The sequence below is a fragment of the Reinekea forsetii genome, assembly GCF_002795845.1.
GTDB classification, from domain to species: domain Bacteria; phylum Pseudomonadota; class Gammaproteobacteria; order Pseudomonadales; family Natronospirillaceae; genus Reinekea; species Reinekea forsetii.
In genome coordinates this window covers 428,119-452,500 of sequence record NZ_CP011797.1, presented here as the reverse complement: position 1 = coordinate 452,500, position 24,382 = coordinate 428,119, and the positions used below count along the sequence as shown (strand labels likewise).

Annotated in this window: 22 protein-coding genes (1 of these 22 cut by a window edge); 5 read left to right on the top strand and 17 right to left on the bottom strand. The window is 54.1% G+C overall.

What is annotated here, in order from left to right; translation table 11 throughout:
- The 3 genes from pssA to REIFOR_RS16835 all read right to left on the bottom strand — a co-directional run.
- On the bottom strand, nucleotides 1-298 hold the start of the coding sequence (gene pssA, locus REIFOR_RS02170) for a CDP-diacylglycerol--serine O-phosphatidyltransferase (protein ID WP_100256003.1). It extends 509 nt beyond the left edge of the window; the window shows 298 of its 807 coding nt (coding positions 1-298); its start codon is at nucleotides 296-298; its stop codon lies off the left edge, out of view.
- A complete protein-coding gene (gene ilvY / locus REIFOR_RS02165; protein WP_100256002.1) occupies nucleotides 298-1,194 on the bottom strand; it encodes an HTH-type transcriptional activator IlvY in 897 nt (298 codons plus the stop codon). Before ilvY ends, pssA begins: the two co-directional genes overlap by 1 nt.
- Nucleotides 1,195-1,319: 125 nt before the next feature.
- Entirely contained in the window at nucleotides 1,320-1,478 is a 159-nt protein-coding gene (locus REIFOR_RS16835; RefSeq protein ID WP_158524269.1) for a hypothetical protein, read from the bottom strand.
- Nucleotides 1,479-1,554: 76 nt separating this feature from the next.
- Between REIFOR_RS16835 and ilvC the strand changes: the two genes are divergently transcribed.
- The gene (gene ilvC / locus REIFOR_RS02155) at nucleotides 1,555-3,036 is read left to right on the top strand and encodes a ketol-acid reductoisomerase (protein ID WP_100256000.1); all 1,482 of its coding nucleotides are present in this window, start codon (nucleotides 1,555-1,557) and stop codon (nucleotides 3,034-3,036) included.
- 146 nt (nucleotides 3,037-3,182) lie between these two features.
- Here ilvC and ilvN read toward each other — a convergent pair whose 3' ends face one another.
- The 5 genes from ilvN to rluD all read right to left on the bottom strand — a co-directional run bounded on the left by ilvN (nucleotide 3,183) and on the right by rluD (nucleotide 10,061).
- Nucleotides 3,183-3,674: an acetolactate synthase small subunit gene (gene ilvN / locus REIFOR_RS02150; protein ID WP_100255999.1), complete on the bottom strand. Its 492-nt coding sequence runs from the start codon at nucleotides 3,672-3,674 to the stop codon at nucleotides 3,183-3,185.
- A complete protein-coding gene (locus REIFOR_RS02145) occupies nucleotides 3,674-5,416 on the bottom strand; it encodes an acetolactate synthase 3 large subunit (protein ID WP_100255998.1) in 1,743 nt (580 codons plus the stop codon). Before REIFOR_RS02145 ends, ilvN begins: the two co-directional genes overlap by 1 nt.
- A 260-nt stretch (nucleotides 5,417-5,676) precedes the next feature.
- Nucleotides 5,677-8,268, bottom strand: a complete 2,592-nt coding sequence (clpB, locus tag REIFOR_RS02140) for an ATP-dependent chaperone ClpB (protein WP_100255997.1) — start codon at nucleotides 8,266-8,268, stop codon at nucleotides 5,677-5,679.
- An 81-nt stretch (nucleotides 8,269-8,349) separates the two neighbouring features.
- Nucleotides 8,350-9,075: a peptidoglycan editing factor PgeF gene (gene pgeF / locus REIFOR_RS02135; protein ID WP_100255996.1), complete on the bottom strand. Its 726-nt coding sequence runs from the start codon at nucleotides 9,073-9,075 to the stop codon at nucleotides 8,350-8,352.
- Nucleotides 9,072-10,061 carry a 23S rRNA pseudouridine(1911/1915/1917) synthase RluD gene (gene rluD / locus REIFOR_RS02130; RefSeq protein ID WP_100255995.1) on the bottom strand — a complete coding sequence of 330 codons (990 nt, stop codon included), beginning with the start codon at nucleotides 10,059-10,061 and terminating at the stop codon, nucleotides 9,072-9,074. The genes pgeF and rluD overlap by 4 nt, the downstream gene beginning before the upstream one ends.
- A 62-nt stretch (nucleotides 10,062-10,123) precedes the next feature.
- On the opposite strand from rluD, the gene REIFOR_RS02125 reads away from it, so the two are divergent.
- Entirely contained in the window at nucleotides 10,124-10,963 is an 840-nt protein-coding gene (locus REIFOR_RS02125; protein WP_158524268.1) for an outer membrane protein assembly factor BamD, read from the top strand.
- Nucleotides 10,964-11,018: 55 nt separating this feature from the next.
- Here REIFOR_RS02125 and REIFOR_RS02120 read toward each other — a convergent pair whose 3' ends face one another.
- Together REIFOR_RS02120 and REIFOR_RS02115 are read right to left on the bottom strand one after the other, a co-directional pair.
- Nucleotides 11,019-11,678: an HAD family hydrolase gene (locus tag REIFOR_RS02120; protein WP_100255993.1), complete on the bottom strand. Its 660-nt coding sequence runs from the start codon at nucleotides 11,676-11,678 to the stop codon at nucleotides 11,019-11,021.
- Between the two features lie 5 nt (nucleotides 11,679-11,683).
- On the bottom strand, nucleotides 11,684-13,306 hold the full coding sequence (locus tag REIFOR_RS02115; protein ID WP_100255992.1) for an NAD+ synthase: 1,623 nt from the start codon (nucleotides 13,304-13,306) through the stop codon (nucleotides 11,684-11,686).
- Nucleotides 13,307-13,432: 126 nt separating this feature from the next.
- On the opposite strand from REIFOR_RS02115, the gene REIFOR_RS02110 reads away from it, so the two are divergent.
- The 3 genes from REIFOR_RS02110 to REIFOR_RS02100 all read left to right on the top strand — a co-directional run bounded on the left by REIFOR_RS02110 (nucleotide 13,433) and on the right by REIFOR_RS02100 (nucleotide 17,095).
- Nucleotides 13,433-15,022, top strand: coding sequence for a sensor histidine kinase (locus REIFOR_RS02110; RefSeq protein ID WP_100255991.1), 1,590 nt, complete (start codon nucleotides 13,433-13,435; stop codon nucleotides 15,020-15,022).
- A gap of 28 nt (nucleotides 15,023-15,050) precedes the next feature.
- On the top strand, nucleotides 15,051-16,418 hold the full coding sequence (locus REIFOR_RS02105) for a sigma-54-dependent transcriptional regulator (protein WP_100255990.1): 1,368 nt from the start codon (nucleotides 15,051-15,053) through the stop codon (nucleotides 16,416-16,418).
- 86 nt (nucleotides 16,419-16,504) lie between these two features.
- The gene (locus REIFOR_RS02100; RefSeq protein ID WP_145980210.1) at nucleotides 16,505-17,095 is read left to right on the top strand and encodes a GspH/FimT family protein; all 591 of its coding nucleotides are present in this window, start codon (nucleotides 16,505-16,507) and stop codon (nucleotides 17,093-17,095) included.
- A gap of 9 nt (nucleotides 17,096-17,104) precedes the next feature.
- On the opposite strand, the gene REIFOR_RS02095 is transcribed toward REIFOR_RS02100, so the two are convergent.
- Genes REIFOR_RS02095 through REIFOR_RS02065 form a run of 7 tightly spaced genes read right to left on the bottom strand, consistent with a single transcriptional unit; the run spans nucleotide 17,105 to nucleotide 24,381 of the window.
- Nucleotides 17,105-17,563: a type IV pilin protein gene (locus REIFOR_RS02095; protein ID WP_100255988.1), complete on the bottom strand. Its 459-nt coding sequence runs from the start codon at nucleotides 17,561-17,563 to the stop codon at nucleotides 17,105-17,107.
- Between the two features lie 60 nt (nucleotides 17,564-17,623).
- Nucleotides 17,624-17,980 carry a hypothetical protein gene (locus REIFOR_RS02090; protein WP_100255987.1) on the bottom strand — a complete coding sequence of 119 codons (357 nt, stop codon included), beginning with the start codon at nucleotides 17,978-17,980 and terminating at the stop codon, nucleotides 17,624-17,626.
- 10 nt (nucleotides 17,981-17,990) lie between these two features.
- Nucleotides 17,991-21,671, bottom strand: a complete 3,681-nt coding sequence (locus REIFOR_RS02085) for a pilus assembly protein (RefSeq protein WP_100255986.1) — start codon at nucleotides 21,669-21,671, stop codon at nucleotides 17,991-17,993.
- Nucleotides 21,671-22,222 carry a pilus assembly PilX family protein gene (locus REIFOR_RS02080; RefSeq protein ID WP_100255985.1) on the bottom strand — a complete coding sequence of 184 codons (552 nt, stop codon included), beginning with the start codon at nucleotides 22,220-22,222 and terminating at the stop codon, nucleotides 21,671-21,673. Before REIFOR_RS02080 ends, REIFOR_RS02085 begins: the two co-directional genes overlap by 1 nt.
- Nucleotide 22,223: 1 nt before the next feature.
- Nucleotides 22,224-23,201 (bottom strand): PilW family protein, encoded by a 978-nt coding sequence (locus REIFOR_RS02075; protein WP_100255984.1) that lies wholly within the window; start codon nucleotides 23,199-23,201, stop codon nucleotides 22,224-22,226.
- Nucleotides 23,198-23,764 carry a type IV pilus modification protein PilV gene (gene pilV / locus REIFOR_RS02070; RefSeq protein ID WP_100255983.1) on the bottom strand — a complete coding sequence of 189 codons (567 nt, stop codon included), beginning with the start codon at nucleotides 23,762-23,764 and terminating at the stop codon, nucleotides 23,198-23,200. The genes REIFOR_RS02075 and pilV overlap by 4 nt, the downstream gene beginning before the upstream one ends.
- Nucleotides 23,761-24,381 carry a GspH/FimT family pseudopilin gene (locus REIFOR_RS02065; protein WP_100255982.1) on the bottom strand — a complete coding sequence of 207 codons (621 nt, stop codon included), beginning with the start codon at nucleotides 24,379-24,381 and terminating at the stop codon, nucleotides 23,761-23,763. Before REIFOR_RS02065 ends, pilV begins: the two co-directional genes overlap by 4 nt.
- Nucleotide 24,382 lies beyond the last annotated feature (1 nt).

Below are 24,382 nucleotides of genomic sequence, written 5' to 3'. Positions count from 1 at the left end.
AGTCTGACATGCTGTCATATTGCGCACCAAATTCCGATTGTGTATGGGTCATCCGGGCCACCCGACCGTCGGCTCCATCGAGCAATTGCGCGACAAAGATGGCAATACAGGCCTTTTCAAAGTCACCATTGATCGACGAGATGATGGCAAAAAAGCCGGCAAACAGAGCGCTGGTGGTTAATAGATTGGGGATCAAATAGACCCCGCGGCGCAGGTTGGTCTCGGCGACAGCGACTGTTTCCGTTTCCGTTTCCGTTTCCGTTTCTGGCTCTACTATTGATTCATTTTTGGTCGACATTAGTTACTCTCTTGCTGAATTTTTTGTGCCGTCTTCCAAAAGGCATGGACTAACGGGTCCTGTAATCGCCGATTTAATACACACACACCGACGTCGAAGGGCTGCAGCTTTTTCTCTACCGCAATGGTACGAATCTTATCTTTAAGCGGGCTATTTTCGGTCACCAAGGCGGGTACAACGCCAACGCCTAACCCTAAGCCGACCATGGCGACGATGGCTTCGTGGCCGGCGACCTGAGCATAGACCTTGGGTTTGATACTCGAACCCCGAAACCAATGGTCAAGCCGTTTTCGGGTCAGGCCAAATTCCGACATAATAAAGGGCACCTGCCCCCAAGGAATCGGATTTTGCGCCAACAACGCACTGACGGGCCCGTCGGCGGTCGGTCCAATAAAGTCTAATGAGGTCACCACCAATGACTTAAACAAGAGCGGGTTGGGCAATTGGTCGGGCAAGGGGGCCACGGCTATGTCGACCTCATCGTCCATAACCCGTTGAATCGCTTGCGCGGTATCGCCGGTCTCCAGTATCACTTCGATGTTTGGGTATTCCCCACGAAATCGGGTCAGTAGCTCTGACATCACCGAATAGGTTGCGGTGACAGAGCAATAAAGCCGTATTTGACCGGTCAATTCAATCGGATCATTTTTCAGCTGATGCTTAAGATCTTGCCAGTGCGTCAGGGTCGTCTCTGAGAACTCCCGAAACTGCCGTCCCGCCTGGGTCAGAACCACGGTTCGGTTATCCCGCTCAAATAGGGTAGCACCGAGCTCATCCTCCAAACGCGCAATACTGCGGCTCAATGTAGATGGACTGACGTGCATTGCCTCGGATGTTTTACCGTAGTGCAGGGTTTGCGACAGATGTATAAATTGACGTAACGCTCGAAGATCCATAGACCTCTCCTATAAGGGGCCGAATTATGCCACGGAAGCGACTGTGTTGCAGCATTTGCAATAATAATAAGCGGGTTTCTGTACGGGCACTCAGGCACTGGCTTGCACCTGTCGGCTTTACGGCTCTAGGCGGCATCGGAACGGCTGTTTATTAATGTCTTAGCAGGGCCGAATGGCACGATCGAGTGGCGTTCGCAGCCCCAAATCACGGCCTGTTCGGACGCTGGCCGGTAAATCTCGACCAGAAAGTCATTTTCCGCAACACTCGCTTGCCAACAATTCATTTTCAGCGCTCGTCTGCTTTCGCTAAACTGCATCCAACCGTGGCAGAAGCCACATCCAGATTTGGCAGGTATTAGAATGAATAATTATTTCAACACCCTTAACTTACGTGAACAGCTGGCGCAATTGGGTCAGTGTCGATTTATGGACCGCAACGAATTTGCCGATGAGTGCGATTTTTTAAAGGGTAAGAAGGTTGTTATCGTCGGTTGTGGCGCTCAGGGCTTGAATCAGGGCCTCAATATGCGTGACTCAGGCTTGGATGTTGCCTATACCTTACGCCAGGCTGCGATCACCGAAAAACGTCAGTCATGGAAGAATGCGCATGAAAACGGCTTTACCGTTGGCTCTTATGAAGAGTTAATTCCCCACGCCGACTTGATCGTTAACCTAACCCCCGACAAGCAACATTCTGCCGTGGTTGAAGCGGTTATGCCACTGATGAAGCAGGGTGCAGCCCTGGGTTACTCACATGGCTTTAATATCGTTGAGGTAGGCCAAAAGATTCGCGCCGATATCACCGTGGTCATGGTCGCGCCGAAATGTCCTGGTACTGAAGTGCGTGAAGAATACAAACGTGGTTTCGGTGTCCCGACGTTGATCGCCGTGCATCCTGAAAACGATCCACAAGGCAATGGCATGGCGATCGCCAAGGCATGGGCTGCCGCAACCGGCGGTCATCGTGCCGGCGTGCTGCAGAGCTCCTTTGTTGCCGAAGTGAAGTCCGATCTGATGGGCGAACAGACTATCCTGTGCGGCATGTTGCAAGCCGGTTCGATTCTCTGCTACGACAAGATGATCGCAGAGGGTGTCGACAGCAGCTACGCCGCCAAATTGGTTCAGTTTGGCTGGGAAACTATTACCGAAGCGCTCAAGCTCGGTGGCATCACCAATATGATGGATCGCCTCGACAATCCCGCCAAATTGCGTGCCTTTGAATTATCAGAAACCCTGAAAGAATTGATGCGACCCCTGTTCCGCAAGCATCAAGACGATATCATCAGTGGTCATTTCTCTACCACCATGATGGCCGATTGGGATGCCAATGATAAGGATCTGTTGCGCTGGCGCGAAGAGACCGGCCAAACTGCCTTTGAACAGGCTCCTGCGGCGGTGAACGACCTGGACGAGCAGGACTATTTCGACAACGGCATTCTGATGATTGCGATGGTCAAATCCGGTGTTGAACTGGCCTTTGAAACCATGGTTGAAAGCGGCATTATCGAAGAAAGCGCCTATTACGAGTCGTTACATGAGTTACCGCTCATTGCCAATACGGTCGCGCGCAAGAAGCTGTATGAAATGAATGTGGTGATCAGCGATACCGCTGAATATGGTAACTACCTCTTCGCCCATGCCGCCGTACCGCTATTGGCTGAACATTTCATGCCTGGTATCGGCACCGATGTGATCGGCAAGGGCATGAAGGCTGCTTCTAACTCGGTAGACAATTTGACCCTGGTACAGGCGAACGACGCCATTCGTAACCATCCGATCGAATACATCGGTGAAGAATTACGCGGCTATATGACCGATATGAAGCGCATCGTCGAGGCGTAAGCCGGTCAACAGAACTCAGTGAGCTCCTCAAAAGGGAACGAGTATTAACCCACACCTAGTGTGGGTTTTTTTTGTCTTGGCTATACGCGCGGACAAAAAAAAGCGCTCACCTTGAGCGCTTCGATACCCTTTCAGTCGATATCGCCTTAGACGCTGAGGACCTTTTCACCCCGAGCGACACCGGAGACTCCAGTACGGGCTACTTCCATAATGGTTGTGCCCGCTAGCGCCTCGAGGAACGCCGCCAGTTTCTCTTCCTCTCCGGTTACCATGATGGTAAAGGTGGTCGGCGATACATCGACAATCTGTGCTCGAAAGATGTCGGTGGTACGTTTAACCTCTTCGCGCTGAGCGCCCGTGGCGCGAACCTTGACGAGCATCAGACCGCGCTCGACATGCCCACCTTCGGTCAGATCAACCACCTTTACTACTTCGACCAGCTTGTTCAGCTGCTTGGTGATTTGCTCCACCATTTGTTCGTCCCCATGCGTAACCAAGGTCAAACGCGACAAGGTCGGGTCATCGGTTGGCGCAACATTGAGTGAATCGATGTTGTAGCCGCGTTGAGCGAACAAGCCTACTAGGCGCGCCAGGGCGCCCGATTCATTTTCCATTAATACCGATAGTATGTGTCTCATCAGGTACGCTCCGTCTTGCTTAAGAACATGTCGCACATGGACCCATTGGGCACCTGCATCGGATAGACGTGCTCGTCCGGATCGATCCGTACATCGACGAAGACCGCCTTATCCCGAATCGCCATGGCTTCAATCAGCGTGCTTTCCAGCTGATCGGCGCTTTCGACAACAAAGCCGACGTGGCCGTAACTTTCGGCCAGTTTGACAAAATCAGGCAACGAATCCATGTAGGAGTTGGAATAACGCGATTCGTAATTCATATCCTGCCATTGGCGCACCATGCCCAGGTAGCCGTTGTTCAGACAAACAATCTTGACTGGCAAACCGTACTGTTTGCAGGTCGACAGCTCTTGAATGTTCATCTGAATAGAGCCTTCACCGGTGACGCAAACCACATCAGCCTCTGGGTAGTTAATCTGCACACCCATAGCCGCCGGTAAACCAAAGCCCATGGTGCCCAGGCCACCGGAATTGATCCAGCGATTGGGCTTATTAAACTTGTAATACTGAGCGGCAAACATCTGATGCTGGCCAACGTCGGTACAGATATAGGCGTCGCCCTTGGTGACACGGGCCAGGGTCTCGATCACAAACTGCGGCTTCATCTTGGTCGAGTCGTCGGTGCGATAGCGCCCACCGTGACGGGTACGCCATTCGTCAATCTGCGCCCACCACTGATCCAGCGCGGCATCATCGATTTGCTGACCGCTTTGCTCAAGCTGCTCAAGCATTTCAATCAACACCGATTTAACCGGCCCGACGATAGGGACATCGGCGGCTATGTGTTTGGAGATCGTGGTTGGATCGATGTCGATATGGATCAATTTCGCGTCAGGGCAAAACTTTGAAACCTTGTTCGTTACCCGATCGTCCAGCCGAGCGCCAATGGCGATAATCAGATCGGCATTGTGCATGGCCATATTCGACTCGTAGGTACCGTGCATGCCTAACATGCCGATAAACTGCTCATCGGTCCCGGGGAAACACCCTAGGCCCATCAAGGTATTGGTCACCGGAAAGTTCAACAGATGTGCCATTTTCGTCAGTTCGTCGGAGGCACGGCCCAAGATAACGCCACCACCGGCATAGATTACCGGCTTCTTGGCTTGCATCATCAACGTAACGGCTTTACGAATTTGACCGCTGTGGCCCTTTTTTACCGGATTGTATGAGCGCATCTTGATACGCTCCGGATAAATGTACGGAAACTTTTGGTTGGGCATGGTCATATCTTTGGGGATGTCGATGACCACCGGACCCGGGCGACCGCTTTCGGCCAAATAGAAGGCCTTCTTGATCAACATCGGAATGTCTTTCGGGTCACGCACCATCATATTGTGCTTCACCACCGGCCGTGAAATACCCATCATGTCGGTTTCTTGAAAAGCATCGCCGCCGATCAGATGACTCATCACCTGGCCGGTAATAATCACCATCGGAATGGAGTCCATATAGGCTGTGGCAATCCCGGTGATGGCGTTGGTCGCCCCCGGTCCTGAAGTCACCAGTACGACACCAGCCTTGCCCGACGCACGGGCATAGGCGTCAGCCATATGGGTGGCGGCCTGTTCATGGCGCACCAACACATGTTTAATCTTGGACTGATGGTGCAACGCGTCATAAATATGCAGCACCGAGCCACCCGGATAACCGTAAATGAATTCGACACCCTCGTCATGCAGCGCACGACAGAGCATTTCACCACCAGAAAGCAATTCTGGCTGAAGCGACGATTTTGACATGTTTGTAGACCTTTGCTGTGGTACAGGAACGCGTTCGCTTTATCAGCTCTTCTTCAGCCTGTGTTCAAACGTTTAGGTCGGTAAACCTAAGCATCAACACAACCGACCGTTTGTGGATTTCATATCCAACAACTCCGACGTCGATATTGCTGCCTGTAACCTTGTTGCACGGACAGATCGGTATTGATCGGTCTCGAGCTCCATTTTAGCGACTGATCAAAGAATGTCCATCGCTAAATGGCGGTCGGACCGAGATCGGCTTAGTGGGTACTCGGCTTTAGGGGCTTAAATACCACCTGAGCGTCGATCAAGTCGGCCTGAATATGATCCCCCCGGCTGAAGTCGCCCCTAAGTAAAGCCGACGCTAGCGGATTTTCCAATTCACGTTGGATCGCCCGCTTGAGCGGCCGCGCCCCGTAGACCGGATCGAAGCCGGCGGCACAGAGCTTATCGAGCACCGCATCGCTGATGCTCAGGCCCAGCTCCTGCTCGGTCAGGCGACGATGCAGCTGCGCCAATTGGATTTTCGCGATGCCCTGTATCTGCTCACGCGCGAGCGGATGAAAGACCACGACCTCGTCGAGTCGGTTGATAAACTCCGGTCGGAAATAGCCGCCCACGACCGTCATCACCGCGGCTTTCATTTCATCATACTGGGCCGCGTCCGAGAGCTGCTGAATCTGTTCTGAACCCAAGTTGGAGGTCATCACAATAACAGTATTACGGAAATCGACGGTGCGACCCTGCCCGTCGGTCAGGCGACCGTCATCGAGGACCTGCAACAGTATATTAAAGACATCGCCATGGGCCTTTTCGACTTCATCGAGCAGGATCACCGAGTAAGGTTTACGGCGCACCGCCTCGGTTAAATAACCCCCCTCTTCATAACCGATATAACCCGGCGGCGCGCCGATCAAACGCGCGACCGAGTGCTTCTCCATAAATTCGGACATATCGATGCGCACCATCGCGTCCGTGGTATCGAACAGGAAGTTGGCCAGCGCCTTACACAGCTCTGTCTTACCGACGCCGGTTGGTCCCAAGAAGAGAAAGGAGCCATTGGGTCGATCCGGATCGGACAGGCCCGAACGCGAGCGCCGGATGGCGTTTGATACCGCGACCACCGCCTCATGCTGGCCGATCAACTGGGTATGCAAGACCTCTTCCATGCGCAACAGTTTGTCACGTTCACCTTCGAGCATCTTGTCGACTGGGATGCCGGTCCAGCGCGAAATCACATTGGCGATCGATTCATCGGTTACCCGATACTGCAGCAACTGCATATCCATCATCTCGGCCTGAGCGGCCATATCGAGTTGTTTCTCCAGTTCTGGAATACGGCCGTACTGCAATTCCGACATCTTAGTCAGATCGCTGGCCCGGCGAGCGGCCTCCAGTTCCGCTCGGGCTTGTTCAAGCTGTTCTTTGACGTGCTGCGAGCCCTGCACGGCAGCCTTTTCAGCCAGCCATATTTCTTCCAGGTCGAAATATTCCCGTTCCAATTCGGCAATCGATTCATGCAGTCGCGCCAGAGATAAGCGCACCTGGGGATCGCTTTCTTTCTTCAGCGCCTCGGCCTCGATTTTTAATTGAATCAGTTTGCGTTCGAGTCGATCCATCGACTCCGGTTTGGAGTCAATCTCCATGCGGATTCGGCTTGCCGACTCGTCAATCAGATCGATGGCCTTGTCGGGCAGCTGGCGATCGGAGATATAACGCTGGGACAACTTGACCGCCGCAATAATGGCACCGTCGGTTATGGTTACCCCATGATGCACTTCATAGCGCTCTTTTAGGCCGCGCAAGATGGCGATGGTATCTTCTTCATTGGGTTCGTCGACCAGAACTTTCTGGAAGCGACGCTCCAAGGCGCCGTCTTTTTCAATATATTGGCGATATTCGTTCAGGGTGGTCGCGCCAACACAATGCAATTCGCCTCGCGCCAGCGCCGGCTTAAGCATATTGCCGGCATCCATGGCGCCGTCGCCTTTACCGGCACCGACCACAGTATGCAATTCGTCGATAAAGAGGATGATCTGGCCGTCCTGCTTGGCCAATTCATTTAATACCGCCTTGAGTCGTTCTTCGAACTCACCGCGGAACTTGGCACCGGCCACCAGCGCCGCCAGATCGAGCGACAGCACGCGCTTATTCTTCAAGCTTTCCGGCACTTCACCATTGATGATGCGTTGCGCCAAGCCTTCGACGATGGCGGTCTTACCGACCCCGGGCTCGCCAATTAAGACCGGATTATTTTTGCGCCGGCGTTGCAGCACTTGGATGGTCCGGCGAATTTCATCGTCCCGGCCGATCACTGGATCGAGCTGGCCCGCTTCGGCGCGAGCGGTTAGATCGACGGTATACTTGTCTAAGGCTTGCCGGCTCTCCTCGGCGTCGGCGCTGGACACCGACTCGCCATTGCGCATATCGTCAATGGCCTGCTGCAAGACAACTTCGACCAGTCCGGCTTCCTGCAAGGTTTTGGCAATGCGCGACCGGTCCTGCAACATGGCCAAGAGTACCAGCTCGCTGGCTATAAATTGATCTTTACGTTGTTGCGATAACTTATCGGCCCGATTCAGCACTCGACCCAGGTCATTGGACATATGCACGTCATCGTCGGACCCGCTTATTTCCGGCAGTTGCTGCAACTGCGTATCGGCCGCAGCCTTTAATTTAGCCACAGTCGCGCCGGCTTTTTTCAGCACGGCGGCTATAGAGGTGTTTTTTTGATTGAGCAACGCGATCAGCAGATGGACCGGTTCGATAAAGCTGTGGTTCTGGCCCAGTGCAATCGACTGTGCATCGGATAATGCCAACTGTAAGCTGCTGGTAAGACGATCAATACGCATACTATTACCCTAATCTGACGTTTATAAGTCTGTTACATAAATGAGGGCTAAGGGACCGGAATCAAGCCCAGCTGAACCGACTTAACGCGCCATTTTCCAAATCAAATTGGCCATGCGACCCGTTTGACCGTCCCGGCGATAGGAGTAATAAAGTTCCGGGTTTTGCACGGTACAGGCATTCGATCGATAGACGCGTTGTACGCCTGCAGCGGTGAGTTGGGATGCTGCCAGCCCGGCCAGATCACAGAGGTATTTGCTGCCGCGCGGCGTGAAAAATTGCTCATAGCCGGGCCAACTGTTGAACATCGCCCTAACCTCCGGGCCGACTTCGAAGGCCTTCGGACCGATCGCCGGTCCGATGCCACAATAGACTCGATCAGCTCGGTCAAAGTTCGCCAGAGTGGCCAAGAGGATATGGTCGGCCAACCCGCGCCAACCGGCATGGGCTATGGCCACCTGGGCACCATCGGCGCGCCAGAAAAACACCGGCAAACAGTCTGCCGTCATAACACAGCAAGCGGATCCGACGGCGGTGCAATAACTGCCGTCTTGGCCCTGCTGGGGATCGGCGGCAGCCACGTGGACGACGCGATTGGTGTGTGTCTGATGCAACCAGGTGACAGTCGGCGCACCGGGCAATCGCTGACGCAATAGCCGGCGATTGGTGGCGACCGTCGAGGCTGACTCACCGACATGATGGGCCAGATTAAAAGATCCAAAGGGTGCTTGGCTCACGCCGCCTTGCCGAGTGGTCCATCCGGCCTGAACGTTGGCCGGTAAGGGCCAGGGCGCAAACTCAAAACTCACAGGTCGAACTCGGTACCATAGACCTTCAATTCATGTTCCATCTCATCGAGCAGTTCTTGGAAGTCGGCGGGGATATCTGCTTCCCAATGCATTTGCAGCCCCGTTTGCGGATGAATGAGCTCCAGATAGCCGGCGTGTAAAGCCTGTCGTTTGAAACGCTTCATCACCGTCATAACCTCGAGCGTAACGCCCTTAGGCAGGCGCGATCGGCCGGCATACACTGGGTCGCCGACAATCGGATTGCCAATGTGCGACATGTGTACGCGAATCTGATGCGTGCGGCCGGTTTCCAGCTTACAGCGCACCAAGGTGTGATTGCGCAGGCGCTTGATCACGCGATAGTGAGTGACCGCTTCCTTGCCCATGGTCAAAGGGGCAACAGCCATCTTGGTGCGCTGCTTCGGATGCCGGTCGATCGGGGCGTCGATCGTACCACCGGAAATCATCACCCCCATGCAGATGGCCGAATACTCTCGCCCCATGCTTCGGTCTTGCAGTTGCTCCGCCAGCCCAGTTTGGGCTTGTAGCGTTCGCGCCACAACCATCAGACCGGTGGTGTCCTTGTCGAGCCGGTGGACAATGCCGGCACGCGGCACGGAGGCAAGCTCCGGATAGCGATAGAGTAGTGCATTGAGCATGGTCCCGTCTGGATTCCCCGCGCCGGGATGAACTACCAGGCCGGCGGGTTTATTGATCACGATGATATGCTCGTCTTGGTAAACCACGTTGAGTTCAATAGACTGTGCTGCCCAGCCTTCATTTACCTCTAGCACAGCGTCGAGCACCAGCGTTTCGCCCCCGATCAGCTTGTCTCGATTGCGTCTGGTCTTACCATCTACCGTCAGCTGCCCGCCACTGATCCAGTTCTGTATTCTGGAACGCGAGTAGTCATCAAAAAGCAGTGCAGCTACCTGATCGAAACGTTTGTGCCCTTGGTCAAGGGGGACAATTTTCGTTTCCTTGATGGAATCTGTGGTATCAGTCATTGGAGGCTTGGGTATCCTGTGGTTACAATGGCAGTCATTTTACTGATTTAATGAGAGATAGCATGTTTACCGTAGCGCAAAGCGCAAAAAAAGTGAGTCAAATAGCCTTTTTGGCGTTTGTGGTCCTCTTAACCGGCTGCGCCTCGTTCGGAAACAAGGTGAAAGACACCGAATCGGGCTATTATGAGGCCGCGCAAACCTATCTCGACCAACGCAATTACAGCTTAGCCATCGAACGTTTAACCGATCTGCAAAGCCGTTTCCCGTTTGGTCGTTTCGCCCAGGCCAGTGCTCTGGATCTAATTTACGCCCGCTATCAGTCCAATGACTTCGCCACGGCACTGATCGAGGCGGATCGCTTTACGCGCTTAAATCCGGATTACCCGTCGGTCGATTACGCCTGGTTTCTGCGCTCGATGAGCTATTACCGATTGTTTCTTGCCAATCGAGGCATTTTTGGCAAGGTGGATCCGGCGATGCGATCGCCAGAGCAGGGCCAAAAAGCCTTTTTCGCGCTACTGGAGTTTAGCGACCAATTTCCAGAGAGTGTTTATCGAGAACCGGCCCTGACCGCGATGATCGTCCTGAAGGACGCCCTGGCGCGCCATGAGTTGATTGTTGCCGACTTCTACATCCGGCGTGGCGCCTGGGTTGCCGCCGCGGAACGCGCTCAGGTGGTGATTCAACACTATCCGGGTGTTAGCGCCGAGGCAGATGCCCTCGTGGTCTTAACAGAAGCCTATGGCGCGCTGGAACTCGATAAAGATCGACAGATCACTCTAACCCGCCTGCAAACAACCTATCCGGACCATGCGGTATTCGCTTCCGGCAGCTACCAAGCGCCCAAGTGGGCCGAAGACCGCTGGTGGGTCAAGCTGTTAACCTTGGGTCTAACCAGCTAGCGTCTGAATAGCGCAACGACGGCTTAACCAAGCCGTCGTGCACCTCTCAGCGAGGCTAGCAAAACGCCATCGTGGAACCCTTGATTACCGCCATCAGATCCTCAGGCGCCGCAACACATTGGTGCGCACCGGCTGCGAGCAAAGTGGGCGCGTCACTATAGCCCCATAAGACCCCCAGTGATGTCAGATCATGGTGGCGCCCTGCGGCGACATCATAGGCCGTATCGCCGATCATCAGCGTTTCACTGGCTTTGAGCTTCTCTTCGGCCAGCAACCAGGCCAGTAGTTCTTTCTTGTCGCCGTATTGACCGCTTTCGGTCGAACCATAGATCCCGGTAAAGAACTCGGCCAGGCCGCTGTGGGCGATAATCTGTTCGGCATAGAGCTGATACTTGGCCGTAGCAATAAACTGCCGTACACCGATTCGGTTACAGTGCTGCAGCACCTCGAGCATGCCGGGGTAAACCGGGCTGTCGTGCAAGCTGTACTGATAACAGGAGCGGTAAAAGTCTTTCGCGCGTTGGATCTGCTCGGCATCCTGAGTATCCAATATGCGGCCGAGCGACACACCCAATTCCGGACCGATCATCGAACGGATCTGGGCCGCCGGTACTGGGCCACGGTCGAAGTGCTCTGAAGTTTGATTTAAACAACGGGCGATTACCGCCATCGAGTCGATCAGCGTACCGTCTAGATCCCATAAAATATTAATCATTACGGCTAGTTTCCTGGTTTCCAGCCATGGGTGATCGGGTAACGCCGATCGCGGCCGAAACCGCGTTTGGAGACCCGAACCCCTTCTGGTGCCTGTCGGCGTTTGTATTCGTTGAGGTCGATCAGCCGTACGATCCGATACACAGTGTCGTAGTCAAAGCCGGCGGCGACGATAGCATCGAGGCTTTCATCTCGTTCGACATAGCGTTCGATAATTTCATCCAGTATCGGATAGGGCGGCAAGCTATCCTCATCGAGCTGATCCGGTGCCAATTCCGCCGAGGGCGGCCGGGTAATGACCCGCTCCGGGATCACCGGGCTCTGTTCATTGCGCCAATTGGACAGGGTATAGACCCACGTCTTAGGGACATCCTTCAGGCAGTTATAGCCGCCGCACATGTCGCCGTAGAGGGTGGCATAGCCAACCGCCAGTTCACTCTTGTTCCCGGTGGTCAGCACCATAAAGCCGAGTTTATTGGACAGCGCCATCAAGAAGACACCGCGCATACGCGATTGCATATTTTGCTCGGTAACATCGACCGGCTTGTCACCAAAGGCTGGTTTTAGGGTGCTCAACGCCGTTTCAAAGGCATCGCCTATAGGCAACACTTCATAGCGAATGCCTAGGTTTTTCGCTTCGGCCTCGGCGTCCTCTAGGGAGATCTTGGCGGTATAGTGGTAAGGCATCATCACCCCCATCACGCGATCGGCGCCCAGGGCGTCGACGGCAATGGCGGCGCTGAGGGCCGAGTCGATGCCCCCGGACATGCCCAGCACGATGCCTGAAAAGCCGTTGCGATTAACATAGTCGGCCAAGCCGACTTTCAACGCCTCGTACAAGGCAGCCGAGTTAGAGGGCTCCGGCGCAATCGAGGGCGCCACTACGCACCATTGGCCGGCCACCGAGGTTAAATCGACCAGCGCTAGGCTCTCCTTAAACAGCGCCAGAGTATGGGCGACATCACCATTAGGATTGACAACAAAGGAGCCGCCATCGAACACCAGCTCATCCTGGCCACCTATATGATTGACATAGAGGGTGGTCATCGGCCATTGCTTGACCACCTTGGTCACCTGTTCATGCCGTTCCGCGGTGCGATTGATCGAATAGGGGCTGCCATTAATATTGATGTTTATCATGGCACCGGCTTCGAAGGCCCTGCGCGCGGGGCCGTCGTACCAGATATCTTCGCAAATACTTAGGGCTATCTGAGCGCCTTTAAAACTAAAGACGCAGGTTTGCGTGCCTTTCTGAAAGTAGCGTTTCTCATCAAACACTTGGTAGTTGGGCAGATGCTGCTTGCGGTAGTCGGCAATGACCTGGCCATGGTCGATCACCATGGCCTTGTTAAACAGCTTGCCGTCTTCCCGCTGCGGGTAACCGACGACGATGGCAATGGGCAGTTTGGCGTCGAACAGGCGATGTAAACCATCACTGACCCGCTTACCCAGGCTGGGGCGCAAGAGCAGGTCTTCCGGCGGATAACCGGTCAATGTCAGTTCCGGAAACACCACCATGTCGGCCTGTTGATCGATGGCCTGTTGGGCCAAGAGCAATATTTTACTGACGTTGCCGTCTATGTCCCCAACCGGAAAACGATGCTGGGCCAGCGCCACACGTATGTTCATAGACTACTCTAAGGAGGTAATTACCATATTGTGAAGCCTGTTTCGCCGCAGAACAAGGTTTCTACCCTATTAACACCGCGACCGGTGATCTTTATCGTCACCGGGGCCTGAAAAAGAAGCCCCGACATGAGCTTTAGCATCCGACTCAGTCAACCCGTTTTTCGCGTCCAACAGCTGTTGTTCGCTTTCGGTATCTTCCGGCTGATCTTGGCGACCGGCCTCTGTGTTCTGGCGCTGTTACCGGAGACCGCAAAAGAGCTGCTGCCCAGCCCCAACCCTGAGTCCATGCAATTGGCGACCTTGGTCTATTTAATCCTGACCATACTGGGCATGCTATTAACGGTGAATGAGCAGCTATCGAAAACACCGATCACCGTTCTATTGATCACCGATATCCTGCTGCTGATGCTGATCTTGCGTTACAGCGGCGGCGTCGACAGCGGCTTCGGCAGCCTAATGTTGATTAGCGTTGGCATCGGGGGGCTACTCCTACCCTTGCGGCAGAGCCTGTTAGTGGCCGCTACCGCCACCTCCAGTGTGGTCTATACCGAAATATTACCGCTCGACGGCGCCACTAGGGATCTATTGCAGGCCGCCTTGCTGGGTCTGGGTTATTTTGCCGAGACCCTCTTCTTACAATATGTTGGCCAACGGGTAAAAAAAACCGAGCAGCTGGCTCGAGTCCAAGCCGATACCATTCTCGACCTGCGCCATCTCAATGAGCTGATCGTCCAGCGGCTGCGCACCGGCATCATAGTGGTCACCAGCGAGGGCGCGATTCGTTTGATGAATGATGCTGCGCGCGACCTGCTCAAGGAGACCGATACCCCCCCTTTCTGGCTCAGCCAGTCCCTGCAGGATCGGTTGGCCAGTTGGCAACGCAACCCCCATAACGAGATCGAACCGATTCAGGCCGATACCGAGCATCCCGGGGTGAGCGTCAATATTGCCCGACTGCACGCGACGCAAACCAGTGACCTGATTATTTTCTTGGAGGACTCCGGTCGGATGCAACAGCAGGCGCAACAGCTAAAACTGGCCTCGCTTGGTCGCCTGACCGCCTCGATCGCTCACGAAATACGCAACCCATTGGGTGCGATCAGCCATGCCGCCCAGTTGCTCGATGAAGCACCGGCCTTGGCAGAAGCCGATAAGCGTTTATTGGCGATGATTCACACCCACTCTCAGCGGGTCAATACAATCATCGAGACCATTCTGGAATTGTCGCGCCGACGACCCAAACAAATTAGCAGTATCGCTGCGGCCGCCCTAATCGAACAGTGCTTGGCGGAACGCGAACTCGAAACAGAACGTCAGCAGGACCAAATTGAAATTGCCGTCGAGGTTAATTTCAACATGCACATCGATATTCACCAAATCAAACAGGCGTTGCACAATCTTATCGCCAATGGTCTATATTATAGTGGTCTGCAGGTCGGACAGCGTCGGCTTAGGCTCAGCACCGGCGAACTGTCGGGCAGTGAACAATACTATCTTGATATCGAAGATGAGGGGCTGGGCGTCCCCGGCGATCAGATTAAAAACCTGTTTGAACCCTTTTACACCACGGAACACAGCGGCACCGGTTTAGGCCTTTATATTGCCAAGGAACTGTGTGAAGCCAACCGACTGAAATTGTCCTATGTGCAAAATCGCCGCGGTGGTTGTTTTCGAATCGTGTTCCCGCACGCGCTCAGTCAACGCAGTGAGCGTTAGTCACTCTGTAGAAAAGGATTTGCGCCCTATGCCAACCGCCCAATGTGTGTTAATTATCGACGATGAACCGGATATCCGCGAGTTGCTCGAAATCACCCTAATGCGCATGGGTATCGCAAGCTGCAGCGCGGTCGATGTCTCGTCGGCCATTATGGCCATCAAACAACAGGAGGTGGATTTAATCCTCACCGATATGCGCCTGCCCGATGGCAATGGCCTGGATATAGTGCGTTACGTTGCCGAGACCAAACCCGACACCCCGATAGCGGTCATTACCGCGCACGGCAATATGGATCTGGCCATCGAGTCACTGAAATCCGGGGCCTTTGATTTCGTGTCCAAACCACTCGATGTCAATAAACTGCGCAACCTCATCACCCAGGCACTGAAGGTAAAGCCTCCGACGGGCCATCAACTCGACACCGGTATGCATGCCAAAGCCCTAGACATGGGCCAATCCGCGGCCATGCAACTGCTACAGAAAAAAATTCGCAAACTGGCGGTCAGTCAAGCGCCGGTCTTTATTCAGGGTGAGTCCGGATCGGGCAAGGAGCTGGCCGCGCGTCAGATTCATACCCTCGGTCCGCGTGCGCTGGGACCCTTTATCGCGGTGAACTGCGGTGCGATCCCCTCTGAATTAATGGAGAGTGAATTTTTCGGTCACAAGCGGGGGGCCTTTACCGGGGCAACGGAAGATAAGCAGGGATTTTTTCAAGCCGCCCAAGCTGGCACCCTATTTCTCGATGAGGTCGCCGATTTGCCATTGGCCATGCAGGTCAAACTGTTACGGGCGATACAGGAGAAAAAAATTCGGCCAATCGGCACTCAAAATGAGCTCGATGTCGATGTCCGAATTCTCAGTGCAACGCACAAAAATCTCGACGCCATGGTCGAAGCAGGCGAGTTTCGCCAGGATTTGTTTTATCGCATCAATGTGATTGCCTTAACGATTCCGGCGCTGCGTGAACGTACCGATGACATCCCCTTGTTGAGTCAACAAATACTCCAGCGTATTGCCGGCAACTATGAACTGCCGATGGCCCGGCTAACCGCTGAGGCGAAAAAAGAACTCCATCTGTATAGCTTCCCCGGCAATGTTCGCGAGCTGGAAAACATCCTCGAACGGGCTTTTGCTCTGTGTGAGGACGACACCATCGGCGCCGCCGATCTAAATTTGAACAGCCGTTATAATGCCGAGCCATCGCCTAATGAGCCTGCGGCATTGGCGGCTCGAGCGGACGGCGTGTCGCTGGAAGACTACCTTATGGATATAGAACGCAATGTCGTCGAGCAGGCCTTGGAAGCAACCCGATGGAACCGCACCGCGGCGGCAAAGCGCTTAGGCATTACCTTTAGAGCATTGCGGTATCGACTGAAAAAACTCGGCTTGGAATAGCCCTGCTAACCCGATTGGCTAACCAAGCTATACTTGCACTGCCTTGCTTTACCGGCTCAATAAACCTTCGTTACAGTAGCGCAACATTGAATTTGCAGGGACCGCAAATGCAGCGCACCGGCTTTACCCTAATAGAACTTGTGGTGGTCATTGCCGTGGTGATGATTGTCACCGGTACCTCCCTACCCAGACTCACAGAGCTGAGCCAATCCTATAGCGCCTATCAAGAAAAAAAACGTTGGCTACAACTTTTTAGCTTTGCTAGGGCCTCTGCCGCATTGGAAAATTCGTTGGTCACCCTCTGCCCATTGCAAGCGAATCGCTGCGCCGACGATATGCATCAGGAATGGGCCCTGTTCACCGACTCGAACCGTAATAAAATACTAGACCCTGATGAGAAAATACTGCGGGTCCTATTGCCCAAGGCGGAGACCCGCTTCGGTTACTACAATCTGGGCCAGCCCTACTTCCGGTTTGGCGATATCCGCGGCGACAATACCTATCTCGGTATGGCCAGCGGGTTCACCCTATGCCCATTGGGCGAGCTCGATAAAACGGCCTACCATATGACGATTAATATTTTAGGCCGCGCCAAACTTCATAGCCGGCGCAATGACCAGCAGCAGCCCATGCGTTTCAGCCACCAGCGCTGGCAGGTGGCACGCTGTGACCGTTAAGGTCTGAGTCTACCAGCAGGTTTCAGTCTCGTTCACCTGATCTTTGCGGCCGGTTTGGGTGTAGGTGAAATCGCCACAGTCGTCGTTTGCCATGCGCTGGCCGGCGACCCGAACCGCGCGCACTTCAAAGGTCGTTGCCGATACCGATTCAATGGTTAAGTTATAGATTGGCGTCCCACCGTCCAATGGTACCGTTTGGGCAAAGAAGGTAGGTTTGCCTTTATCACCGCTTGCCGCCGCGCCACAATCGGTCTCCACCACACTACCGCTGTCGCAATAGCTGTTATTTTCCGTGAAGCGCCGTTCCAAATGGGCTGCCAAAGAAATCAATGCCGCTTGGGCATCGTTGCGATGGGCGTTGTCGACAAATTGCATGTAACGCGGAAAAGCAAAGGCCGCTAAAATTCCGATGATGGCTACCGATATCATCAGTTCCATTAGGGTAAAGCCTGCAGTCTGTTGTTTCATAGGAGCTCCCACTCTGGTGATTTTTTTTCACGCGCGCCCAGTAAGTTCGTCATCAGCTCGCTACTCGTCGTTGAGCTTCTCGAGTAATTTTTTTGCTACCGCGGTCGAGGGTAAAAGCTGCAGGCGCTGAACAATATAGCGTTTCAGGTCAACCGAGTAGTAAGCGTCCACTAGCACCCAGGTACCTCGGCGCGCGGCATTGAGCGGCAAGCGTTGATCTGGCTCGGCGCGATAATCCTGCACGATGGTGAAGTTGGTGTAGGTGAAGGATTGGTCGCCGATTTGCACGCGCGCCTGGGCCGTATCAACACCCCAGACCTGCTCGACGAACTGTTCCATCTGCGGCTCAGCTGCATGACCTAAAAACGGCAGCATCAAGCAGCTCATCAGTACCATTATTTGAATGAGTTTAAGCATGTTTATTCCCCTATTGACCGACTCTAAGTTCACGCCACATCCAACGACCCAGCAGGACGCCCGCGTCGCGCTCGACCTCCAGTATGCTGGCATCGGACGTATTCGATTTGCAGGTCTCAACGCCGTTGGGCAAGGTAATGCAGATGGGTGAGGTCGCCAAGGACGCAGAGCGGGCCCCGGAACTGGCCACCTGGTTTTTCGCGATGGTATCAATATAGTCGTCCTCGTCAATATCGCCATCGCCATCGATATCGATAATGGCTGTTTCGGGACGAGCGCCAGTGACCGCATTAAGCTCCATATACCAGCTGCTACCACCATAGGAACAGGGATCCTGATCGGGAATGGCGGTAACGAAAATAATGCTGCCATCTCTTAGCATTGGATTGCTGACCGAGCGTTCACCCTTGCCATCGGTATTGCCCCCCTCGGTGTTCACTAGGTCCATATACCAGCCCAGATGAGAGTCGACCAACAGGTCGGCATCGCTGCCGTCAACGGGCAGACCGGCTGCGCTATGCCAGTTGATCGGGAAGTTCGACGTGGCCCGTTGGTAGGAAATAATGGCGGCGCCATTACTGTCTAAATTTTCCGTCGGCACCGCCACTTCCTCGATAATATTCTGCTGCAACAGATGAAACTTGTTAAAAGCGGTTAGCGTGGCAAGGCCCTTATCCCAGATGGCATAGAACGACTGCAGTCCGTTATTCTGGTTATCATTCTGTAAAAAATAGGTGCCGGTGCCAAAGTAAATAAGTAAGCCGGTGGCGCCTTTGTTGAAGCCGATCTGCGGCTTCACGCTAATGGGTTGACGATTGGTGGTACTGCACACCACGGTCGCACAGGCGGTATAGAGCGGCGTGGGAGTGCTACCGGTTTTGTATGCGACACCCCACTGCGCCGGGTTGGCACTGGATATATCAAACTTCCACATATTGCCCTCCAAGTCACCGGCGTAGACCGCATCGGCTAGATAGTCTCCGTCGAGATCCACGGTGGTTGGGGTCGACATACCGTTCGGGGTCGCTAGGGCGTTCATCTGGGTATCGATTTTCTGCAGCAGAGCGCCGGTTTCCAGATCGACTATATAGATTAGCGCGCTGCCACTACCAACCTGGCCGTCGGCCACGGTGTTGTTATAACCGTTGCCGAAGATCGCAACCCATTTGCCATTATTGGCTTTTGCGATCGTCGGCTTACCAAAGGTATAGCCCAGGTCGGCGTCATCGGCATCGGTGAATTCCCACAGTACCGTCGCGGCTGCAGCCGCCTCAGTGTTATAGGCATTGGGGTTAGAGACATCTAAGGCAAAGATCCCCTGGCCACCGCCGTTCATGCCACTGGTCAGCACGGTGTGCCAACGGTCATTAAAGTAGGCATCCGCCACTTCGGGTGAGCCATCCACCGAATAGGCGTGTTTGTAGTTTTTATTGGCAATATCGGGTAACTTTTTCATCGCCTGGGTCGGCACATAGGCAAAGACTTCCAGACCAAAGTTTGCCGTGCCTGTGATAGCTGGATCGACATTAAACGCATGTAACATGCCATCGTTAGAACCGACATAGAGCATGGGAGTGCGATACAACTCCAAGGATCCGATCTTTTTAGTAACGCCGTCCCCGTCCGGATTACGACGGAAAGTACTGTATTTATTATTAGGCTCCAACCAATCCGGGTAGAGGAATTCCGGGTTGCCGACATAGGCGGGTGCTGAGTTAATAATGTCACCCAGGGGGCCGAGTGATGGAGCGATTAACGTTCGGTCACGATAGGTGCCATTTTTGGCGACCTCTTTGCTGCGATCGCCCCGGGTATAGTCCAATATTTCTTGGGAACCGAGCAGCGCCTTTTGCGCACTGGTTAGGTCGACCCACTGAAATGGGATGCCACTGCTGCCATCATAACTGATGATCGTGCGGTCGCCGTGTAACGGCACTTTTGAGGCCGATTCTTTATTGGCTAAATCCAAGGAACCATCTAACTTCACCGGAATACCATTGATCTTACCGGTCCACTTCTGACTGTTAAATTCCGCCTGAAACAACATGGTCGATGACGAAATGGAACCGGTGTTGACGCTGACCGCCGAGGCCGAGGCGTCACGTCCTTGAATATCCTGCACCGCCCCATTCAACGATTCGATCAGTTCTTGAGGATCGCCGGCATTGAGGAACTGTCCGCGGCCGTTATAGGCTGCGTGGCGCAGATCATCGATGGTTTCGTCTGAACCCGAGGCGGCTTGAGGCCAGCCGGGCCAGTTGTCGTCAGGGTCCGCACTGGGCTTCAATCCGTCCGGCAGAGTACCGGATACGCCGAAGGCCACGGTGTAGGTCACCAGATGCTGAACGGTATTGGTATCGGCATCATTGGTCGGCACTTTATCGGCCAATGATGACTGCAAATCGGTCTTGTAGTATTTCATCGCCACATCGGCCAGGGTGTTTGAATAGGCATCCGCATAGAGGCCACCGTCGAACGGCGAGGCCGTATTGGCGTCCTGATTACCAACCTCTGGACTGTTACCGTTCCAGACTCCATCGGTCATCAGAATGGCAAAGTTTTGCTGGCATGACCCGCCATCATCTGCTTTCAAGATCGGACCGGAACCGGGCGCTTCCCGAAAATACTCCCCGGCTGACTTCAAGGCTGACCGAAGCGGTGTACCATTACTCGCACCTATTTTGAACATGCTCTCCATCAGGTCGTTTTTATTGTCGTTGGCTGTGCTGTTATAGGGCGTCGAGATATTGTCGACATTAACCACCTTCTCGGTAATTCTATTCCATATAGTGGTTATGCCCATGCGTGCTGTAGACTCATCGATAATGGTCGATAGGGCGCGCTTAGCCACCCACTTGCGCTTGCGATAATAGGAGTACCAGTTGGCAAAGTTTGTCTTCTCAACGGTGTCCATATCCTCCACCGCTATTAACCAGCGATTAAGGAAGTCCTTGGTCTGGGCGTTGCTACCCAGGGCCGCGCGGATCACCGTGGCATCCGGGCATTCCAATTCACTTTCAAATACCGAGATGTCCTTGCCTTTCGAATCCTTAATAGTGACCCAGCCGTCAAAGGTGCCGTTACCATTGCGATCGACCAGAACATCGCGCGACTTATTACCATTGCCATCGACATATTCATCGAGAACATTGTCGCCATCTAGATCGTACCAAGGGAAATAGCCGGACCGATCATCATTGCCATCCTCATCGGTCAGATCGGTTGTGCCGCTGCCGTTATAGGGCGATTTTTTTGCTGCGGTAACAGACTGATCCTTATAGGTATTGTTACTGGAGTCCTTGCCCACCCAGGGCGTATAGGTTTTTGTCGGGTTATAGTGCAGCGCATTGACGCCGACACAGGAGTTTAGAATTTCTTTCCGATCGGGGTTGCTCGTGCCATTGGTCTGAATGGTCGGGCTAACATCGACCGTGCTTGATCCATTCGCATTGGAGGTCATACCAAAGTTAGCAGTCGCCTCCTTGGTGTAGAGGGTTTCCCAATCCATCGAACCGGAATCATCGACGATGAAATAGATGTTGGGCTGGACACCGCTGGCCAGGAAAAGGGGCGCGTCGGCCAAGCTTAGATTGGCGGCCGAACTTAGGCCACCGGCAAGCGACATGACCACTAAAAAACCCAAATTTTGCGGGCGTAGCTGGGTGACATTGGTGTTAATTTTTTTCATCATTAGTACCTTCTCGCATACAGAGACTGCAATAGTACGGTGGAGTTCCGTTCACCCCAGGCGATGGCGGTGACCCGATAAATAATTTTGCATTGCCGAACCGTTGGATCCACCGCCCCGTCACATACCTGATCGTATTCTTCGATAACATAGCGCGGTTTTTTTCGGGTGCCTGCGAATTCCTCGTTGTACTCGGTGCCATTGTCATCCCACCAAGCCTCACTCTTGGTCCACCAGTTGGGCGTACCGGGCGGCACCTTACCCAGAATCGATACCGAGCCGGAGCTGGCACCATCGATCGGTTCCGGTCGATTGCCCAGGCCAGCAACAAAGGCTTCGCCGGCGCGCAAGGAAGCTTCAGCCGTCTGAAAGGCGATGTTGCGATCGAGATTGTTACCGGCCATCCGCTCTTCTACCACCGACGACTCCATGACCGAGACCCCAAGCAAGGTTAAAATAAGGAGCATCACCAAGGCGATAATTAACACCGCGCCATCCTGCTTTGCCGCGATGGGCTTAGCATCCTGGCGCTGGACCAAAACTTTAGCATTCATATCAGTTCATCCTATTGCGCAGAATAACGGTGGTTTCAAACACCTTGCGCAGTCGTCGATCGGCCATGGTTAGGGTTTTGTCATTGAAGGTTAGGGTCTGCGGCGAACTGGTCACCCCCTCGATATCGCCTTCGGCTTGGCTACCCGACACGGTCAGCACGCTGACCTTGACGGCGACTATGTCATCGATACTGGCCACCGGGACATCACGGATGTTGGCAAAATAGTCCGGCACCAAATCCCCATCCGAATCGACGCCATACTTATATTGAATATTTTCCACACTCCCGAGTAGGACTTGACGCGCGCCATTCACCGCCAACTCCAGCTCACTGTTGGCGTTGACGGTAAAGATTCGATGCTCAATTTCGTTGATGGTTGAGCGCTTGTTTTGCATCACGAAAAAGCTGTAGCGCAACCCACCGGTGGCATCGACCATCTGAATATTAGAGGTGCCCGAGCCGAGTCGAATCAGATCGGCCACCTCGCAGTTGCTGACCAAGACATAATCGCCCGTGGCAAAGCTGCCCTCATTGGATATGCCCAATGTGCTCGGTGACAAGACCCCTGCGGTGATGGTCGCGCTATTTTGATTAAGCTTGAGTAGGGCCAAGGTATCGGGGGCATCGAACGCGCTTGCCCCGCCGTCGGCACCATCGGCGCTGTTGCCAAAGGCCGCTGGTGCGGTGGTCTGAATGGCGTTGATGTCCGGCATGTTGGCGGTAAAGGACTGGATATTTTGACTGATCGCATCGAAGGTCGGCGTACAGCCATAGTTGCCGCTTTGGCGCAAATCATCGGCGATGAAATTGAGCGTAAAGCGCCCACTTTCCTGCACCCGCACCATCGACTCGGTGAGGTTAAAGGCCTGTCGGTTCGACAACACGACCTGAACAATGCCGGTAATAATAAAGCTGGCTAAGACGACGGCCACCATCAGTTCTACCAGACTTAGGCCTTGCTGCGGTGATCGGTTCATATGCGAAATTCCGTAATGCGATCGGCGATCTTATCGATATCTTTGCTGGCAATATCGGCGTCGGCGTCATTGAGCGCCTGCTGAATCTGGTCGTTGCGGTAGTCGGCCCAGCGAATACGCAGTTCAAAAATATCTCCGCTCAAACTCAGTTCGGCCTCGCCCTCGGGCAGCGCGGACTGCAAACGAGCGGTCCACTGTGCCAAAGCAGTCTTGGCCATCTCATCGGTACTGCAACTGCCTGAGACCTGCAGGCAGTTTGCTACCGTGGTCGGCACACTAGCGCTAACCTCCGTATCGTAACTGGCAAAAATACTCGCCGTATTACGCGCCTCGATCGGATTGGCCCGAATAATATCGACCAGCTCATAGGACAGTTGCGCGGCATAGGATCGGTGCAGCGCGCTCTGAGTATTGCTCAGGCCGACCGTTTGCGTGCTGGCAACACCGAGCAAACCGATGGAGAAAATAAGGATCGCGACCAGTACTTCGATCATGGTCGCGCCAGCTTGGGCCCGGGGAGCTCGAGCAAATGGCATGGGCAGTGCAGAGGCAAAACGGTTCATGGGCAGTCTCCGGTGCTGACTTGTAGCCGTCCGATGGCGTTAAGGCTTAGGGTGCGTCGATCACCCAGCGCACAGTCCGGCATGCTCAAGTCCAAACTAAAGGCCGTGGCGGCGACGACCGCGCCCTGCTCACTGAAGGTGACCGAGTCTGCGTCGTTCGTTTCGATCAGGCTCGCACCACTGGCGAGCGGATCCCAGACGCGCAAAACACAATCGTCAATATTGGTTTCGCACGGATTGGCATCGCTGTCGTCGTCGAAATCCCCATCCCCATTCAGATCGAGAAAGACAATCCAGCCGCTGGCCCAATTCTCGTCGCCATCGCAGCTTTGGTAATCGGTACTGGAGCAGACCGTGACGGTGGAACTGAGGTTGACCGCTTCTGACCGGGCATAGGTCAGCGCACTGCGGACCTTGCTGGTATTGGCGTCGATACGGGTGTCGCGCAGCAGATTGTTAAATGACGGCGCGGCGAAGGCGGTGATGATGCCCAGAATAATCACGGTGACCATCAGCTCTAGCAAGGTAAAGCCTTGCAGCTTTCTGCGCCGTTCGATCTGGCGATGGGTCGGTTGTCTCTGGGCCGGTTGTTTCTGGGTCGGTTGTGTCAGGGTCATG

What these genes read in the sequence shown, in the direction of transcription:
- REIFOR_RS02145 (WP_100255998.1), bottom strand. Translation starts at nt 5,416, where the DNA reads ATGTCAAAATCGTCGCTTCAGCCAGAATTGCTTTCTGGTGGTGAAATG.
- pilV (WP_100255983.1), bottom strand. Translation starts at nt 23,764, where the DNA reads ATGAACCGTTTTGCCTCTGCACTGCCCATGCCATTTGCTCGAGCTCCC.
- REIFOR_RS16835 (WP_158524269.1), bottom strand. Translation starts at nt 1,478, where the DNA reads ATGAATTGTTGGCAAGCGAGTGTTGCGGAAAATGACTTTCTGGTCGAG.
- ilvC (WP_100256000.1), top strand. Translation starts at nt 1,555, where the DNA reads ATGAATAATTATTTCAACACCCTTAACTTACGTGAACAGCTGGCGCAA.
- REIFOR_RS02120 (WP_100255993.1), bottom strand. Translation starts at nt 11,678, where the DNA reads ATGATTAATATTTTATGGGATCTAGACGGTACGCTGATCGACTCGATG.
- REIFOR_RS02110 (WP_100255991.1), top strand. Translation starts at nt 13,433, where the DNA reads ATGAGCTTTAGCATCCGACTCAGTCAACCCGTTTTTCGCGTCCAACAG.
- REIFOR_RS02095 (WP_100255988.1), bottom strand. Translation starts at nt 17,563, where the DNA reads ATGAAACAACAGACTGCAGGCTTTACCCTAATGGAACTGATGATATCG.
- REIFOR_RS02105 (WP_100255990.1), top strand. Translation starts at nt 15,051, where the DNA reads ATGCCAACCGCCCAATGTGTGTTAATTATCGACGATGAACCGGATATC.
- REIFOR_RS02075 (WP_100255984.1), bottom strand. Translation starts at nt 23,201, where the DNA reads ATGAACCGATCACCGCAGCAAGGCCTAAGTCTGGTAGAACTGATGGTG.
- ilvN (WP_100255999.1), bottom strand. Translation starts at nt 3,674, where the DNA reads ATGAGACACATACTATCGGTATTAATGGAAAATGAATCGGGCGCCCTG.
- REIFOR_RS02090 (WP_100255987.1), bottom strand. Translation starts at nt 17,980, where the DNA reads ATGCTTAAACTCATTCAAATAATGGTACTGATGAGCTGCTTGATGCTG.
- REIFOR_RS02085 (WP_100255986.1), bottom strand. Translation starts at nt 21,671, where the DNA reads ATGATGAAAAAAATTAACACCAATGTCACCCAGCTACGCCCGCAAAAT.
- REIFOR_RS02115 (WP_100255992.1), bottom strand. Translation starts at nt 13,306, where the DNA reads ATGAACATACGTGTGGCGCTGGCCCAGCATCGTTTTCCGGTTGGGGAC.
- rluD (WP_100255995.1), bottom strand. Translation starts at nt 10,061, where the DNA reads ATGACTGATACCACAGATTCCATCAAGGAAACGAAAATTGTCCCCCTT.
- ilvY (WP_100256002.1), bottom strand. Translation starts at nt 1,194, where the DNA reads ATGGATCTTCGAGCGTTACGTCAATTTATACATCTGTCGCAAACCCTG.
- REIFOR_RS02065 (WP_100255982.1), bottom strand. Translation starts at nt 24,381, where the DNA reads ATGACCCTGACACAACCGACCCAGAAACAACCGGCCCAGAGACAACCG.
- REIFOR_RS02080 (WP_100255985.1), bottom strand. Translation starts at nt 22,222, where the DNA reads ATGAATGCTAAAGTTTTGGTCCAGCGCCAGGATGCTAAGCCCATCGCG.
- clpB (WP_100255997.1), bottom strand. Translation starts at nt 8,268, where the DNA reads ATGCGTATTGATCGTCTTACCAGCAGCTTACAGTTGGCATTATCCGAT.
- REIFOR_RS02125 (WP_158524268.1), top strand. Translation starts at nt 10,124, where the DNA reads ATGTTTACCGTAGCGCAAAGCGCAAAAAAAGTGAGTCAAATAGCCTTT.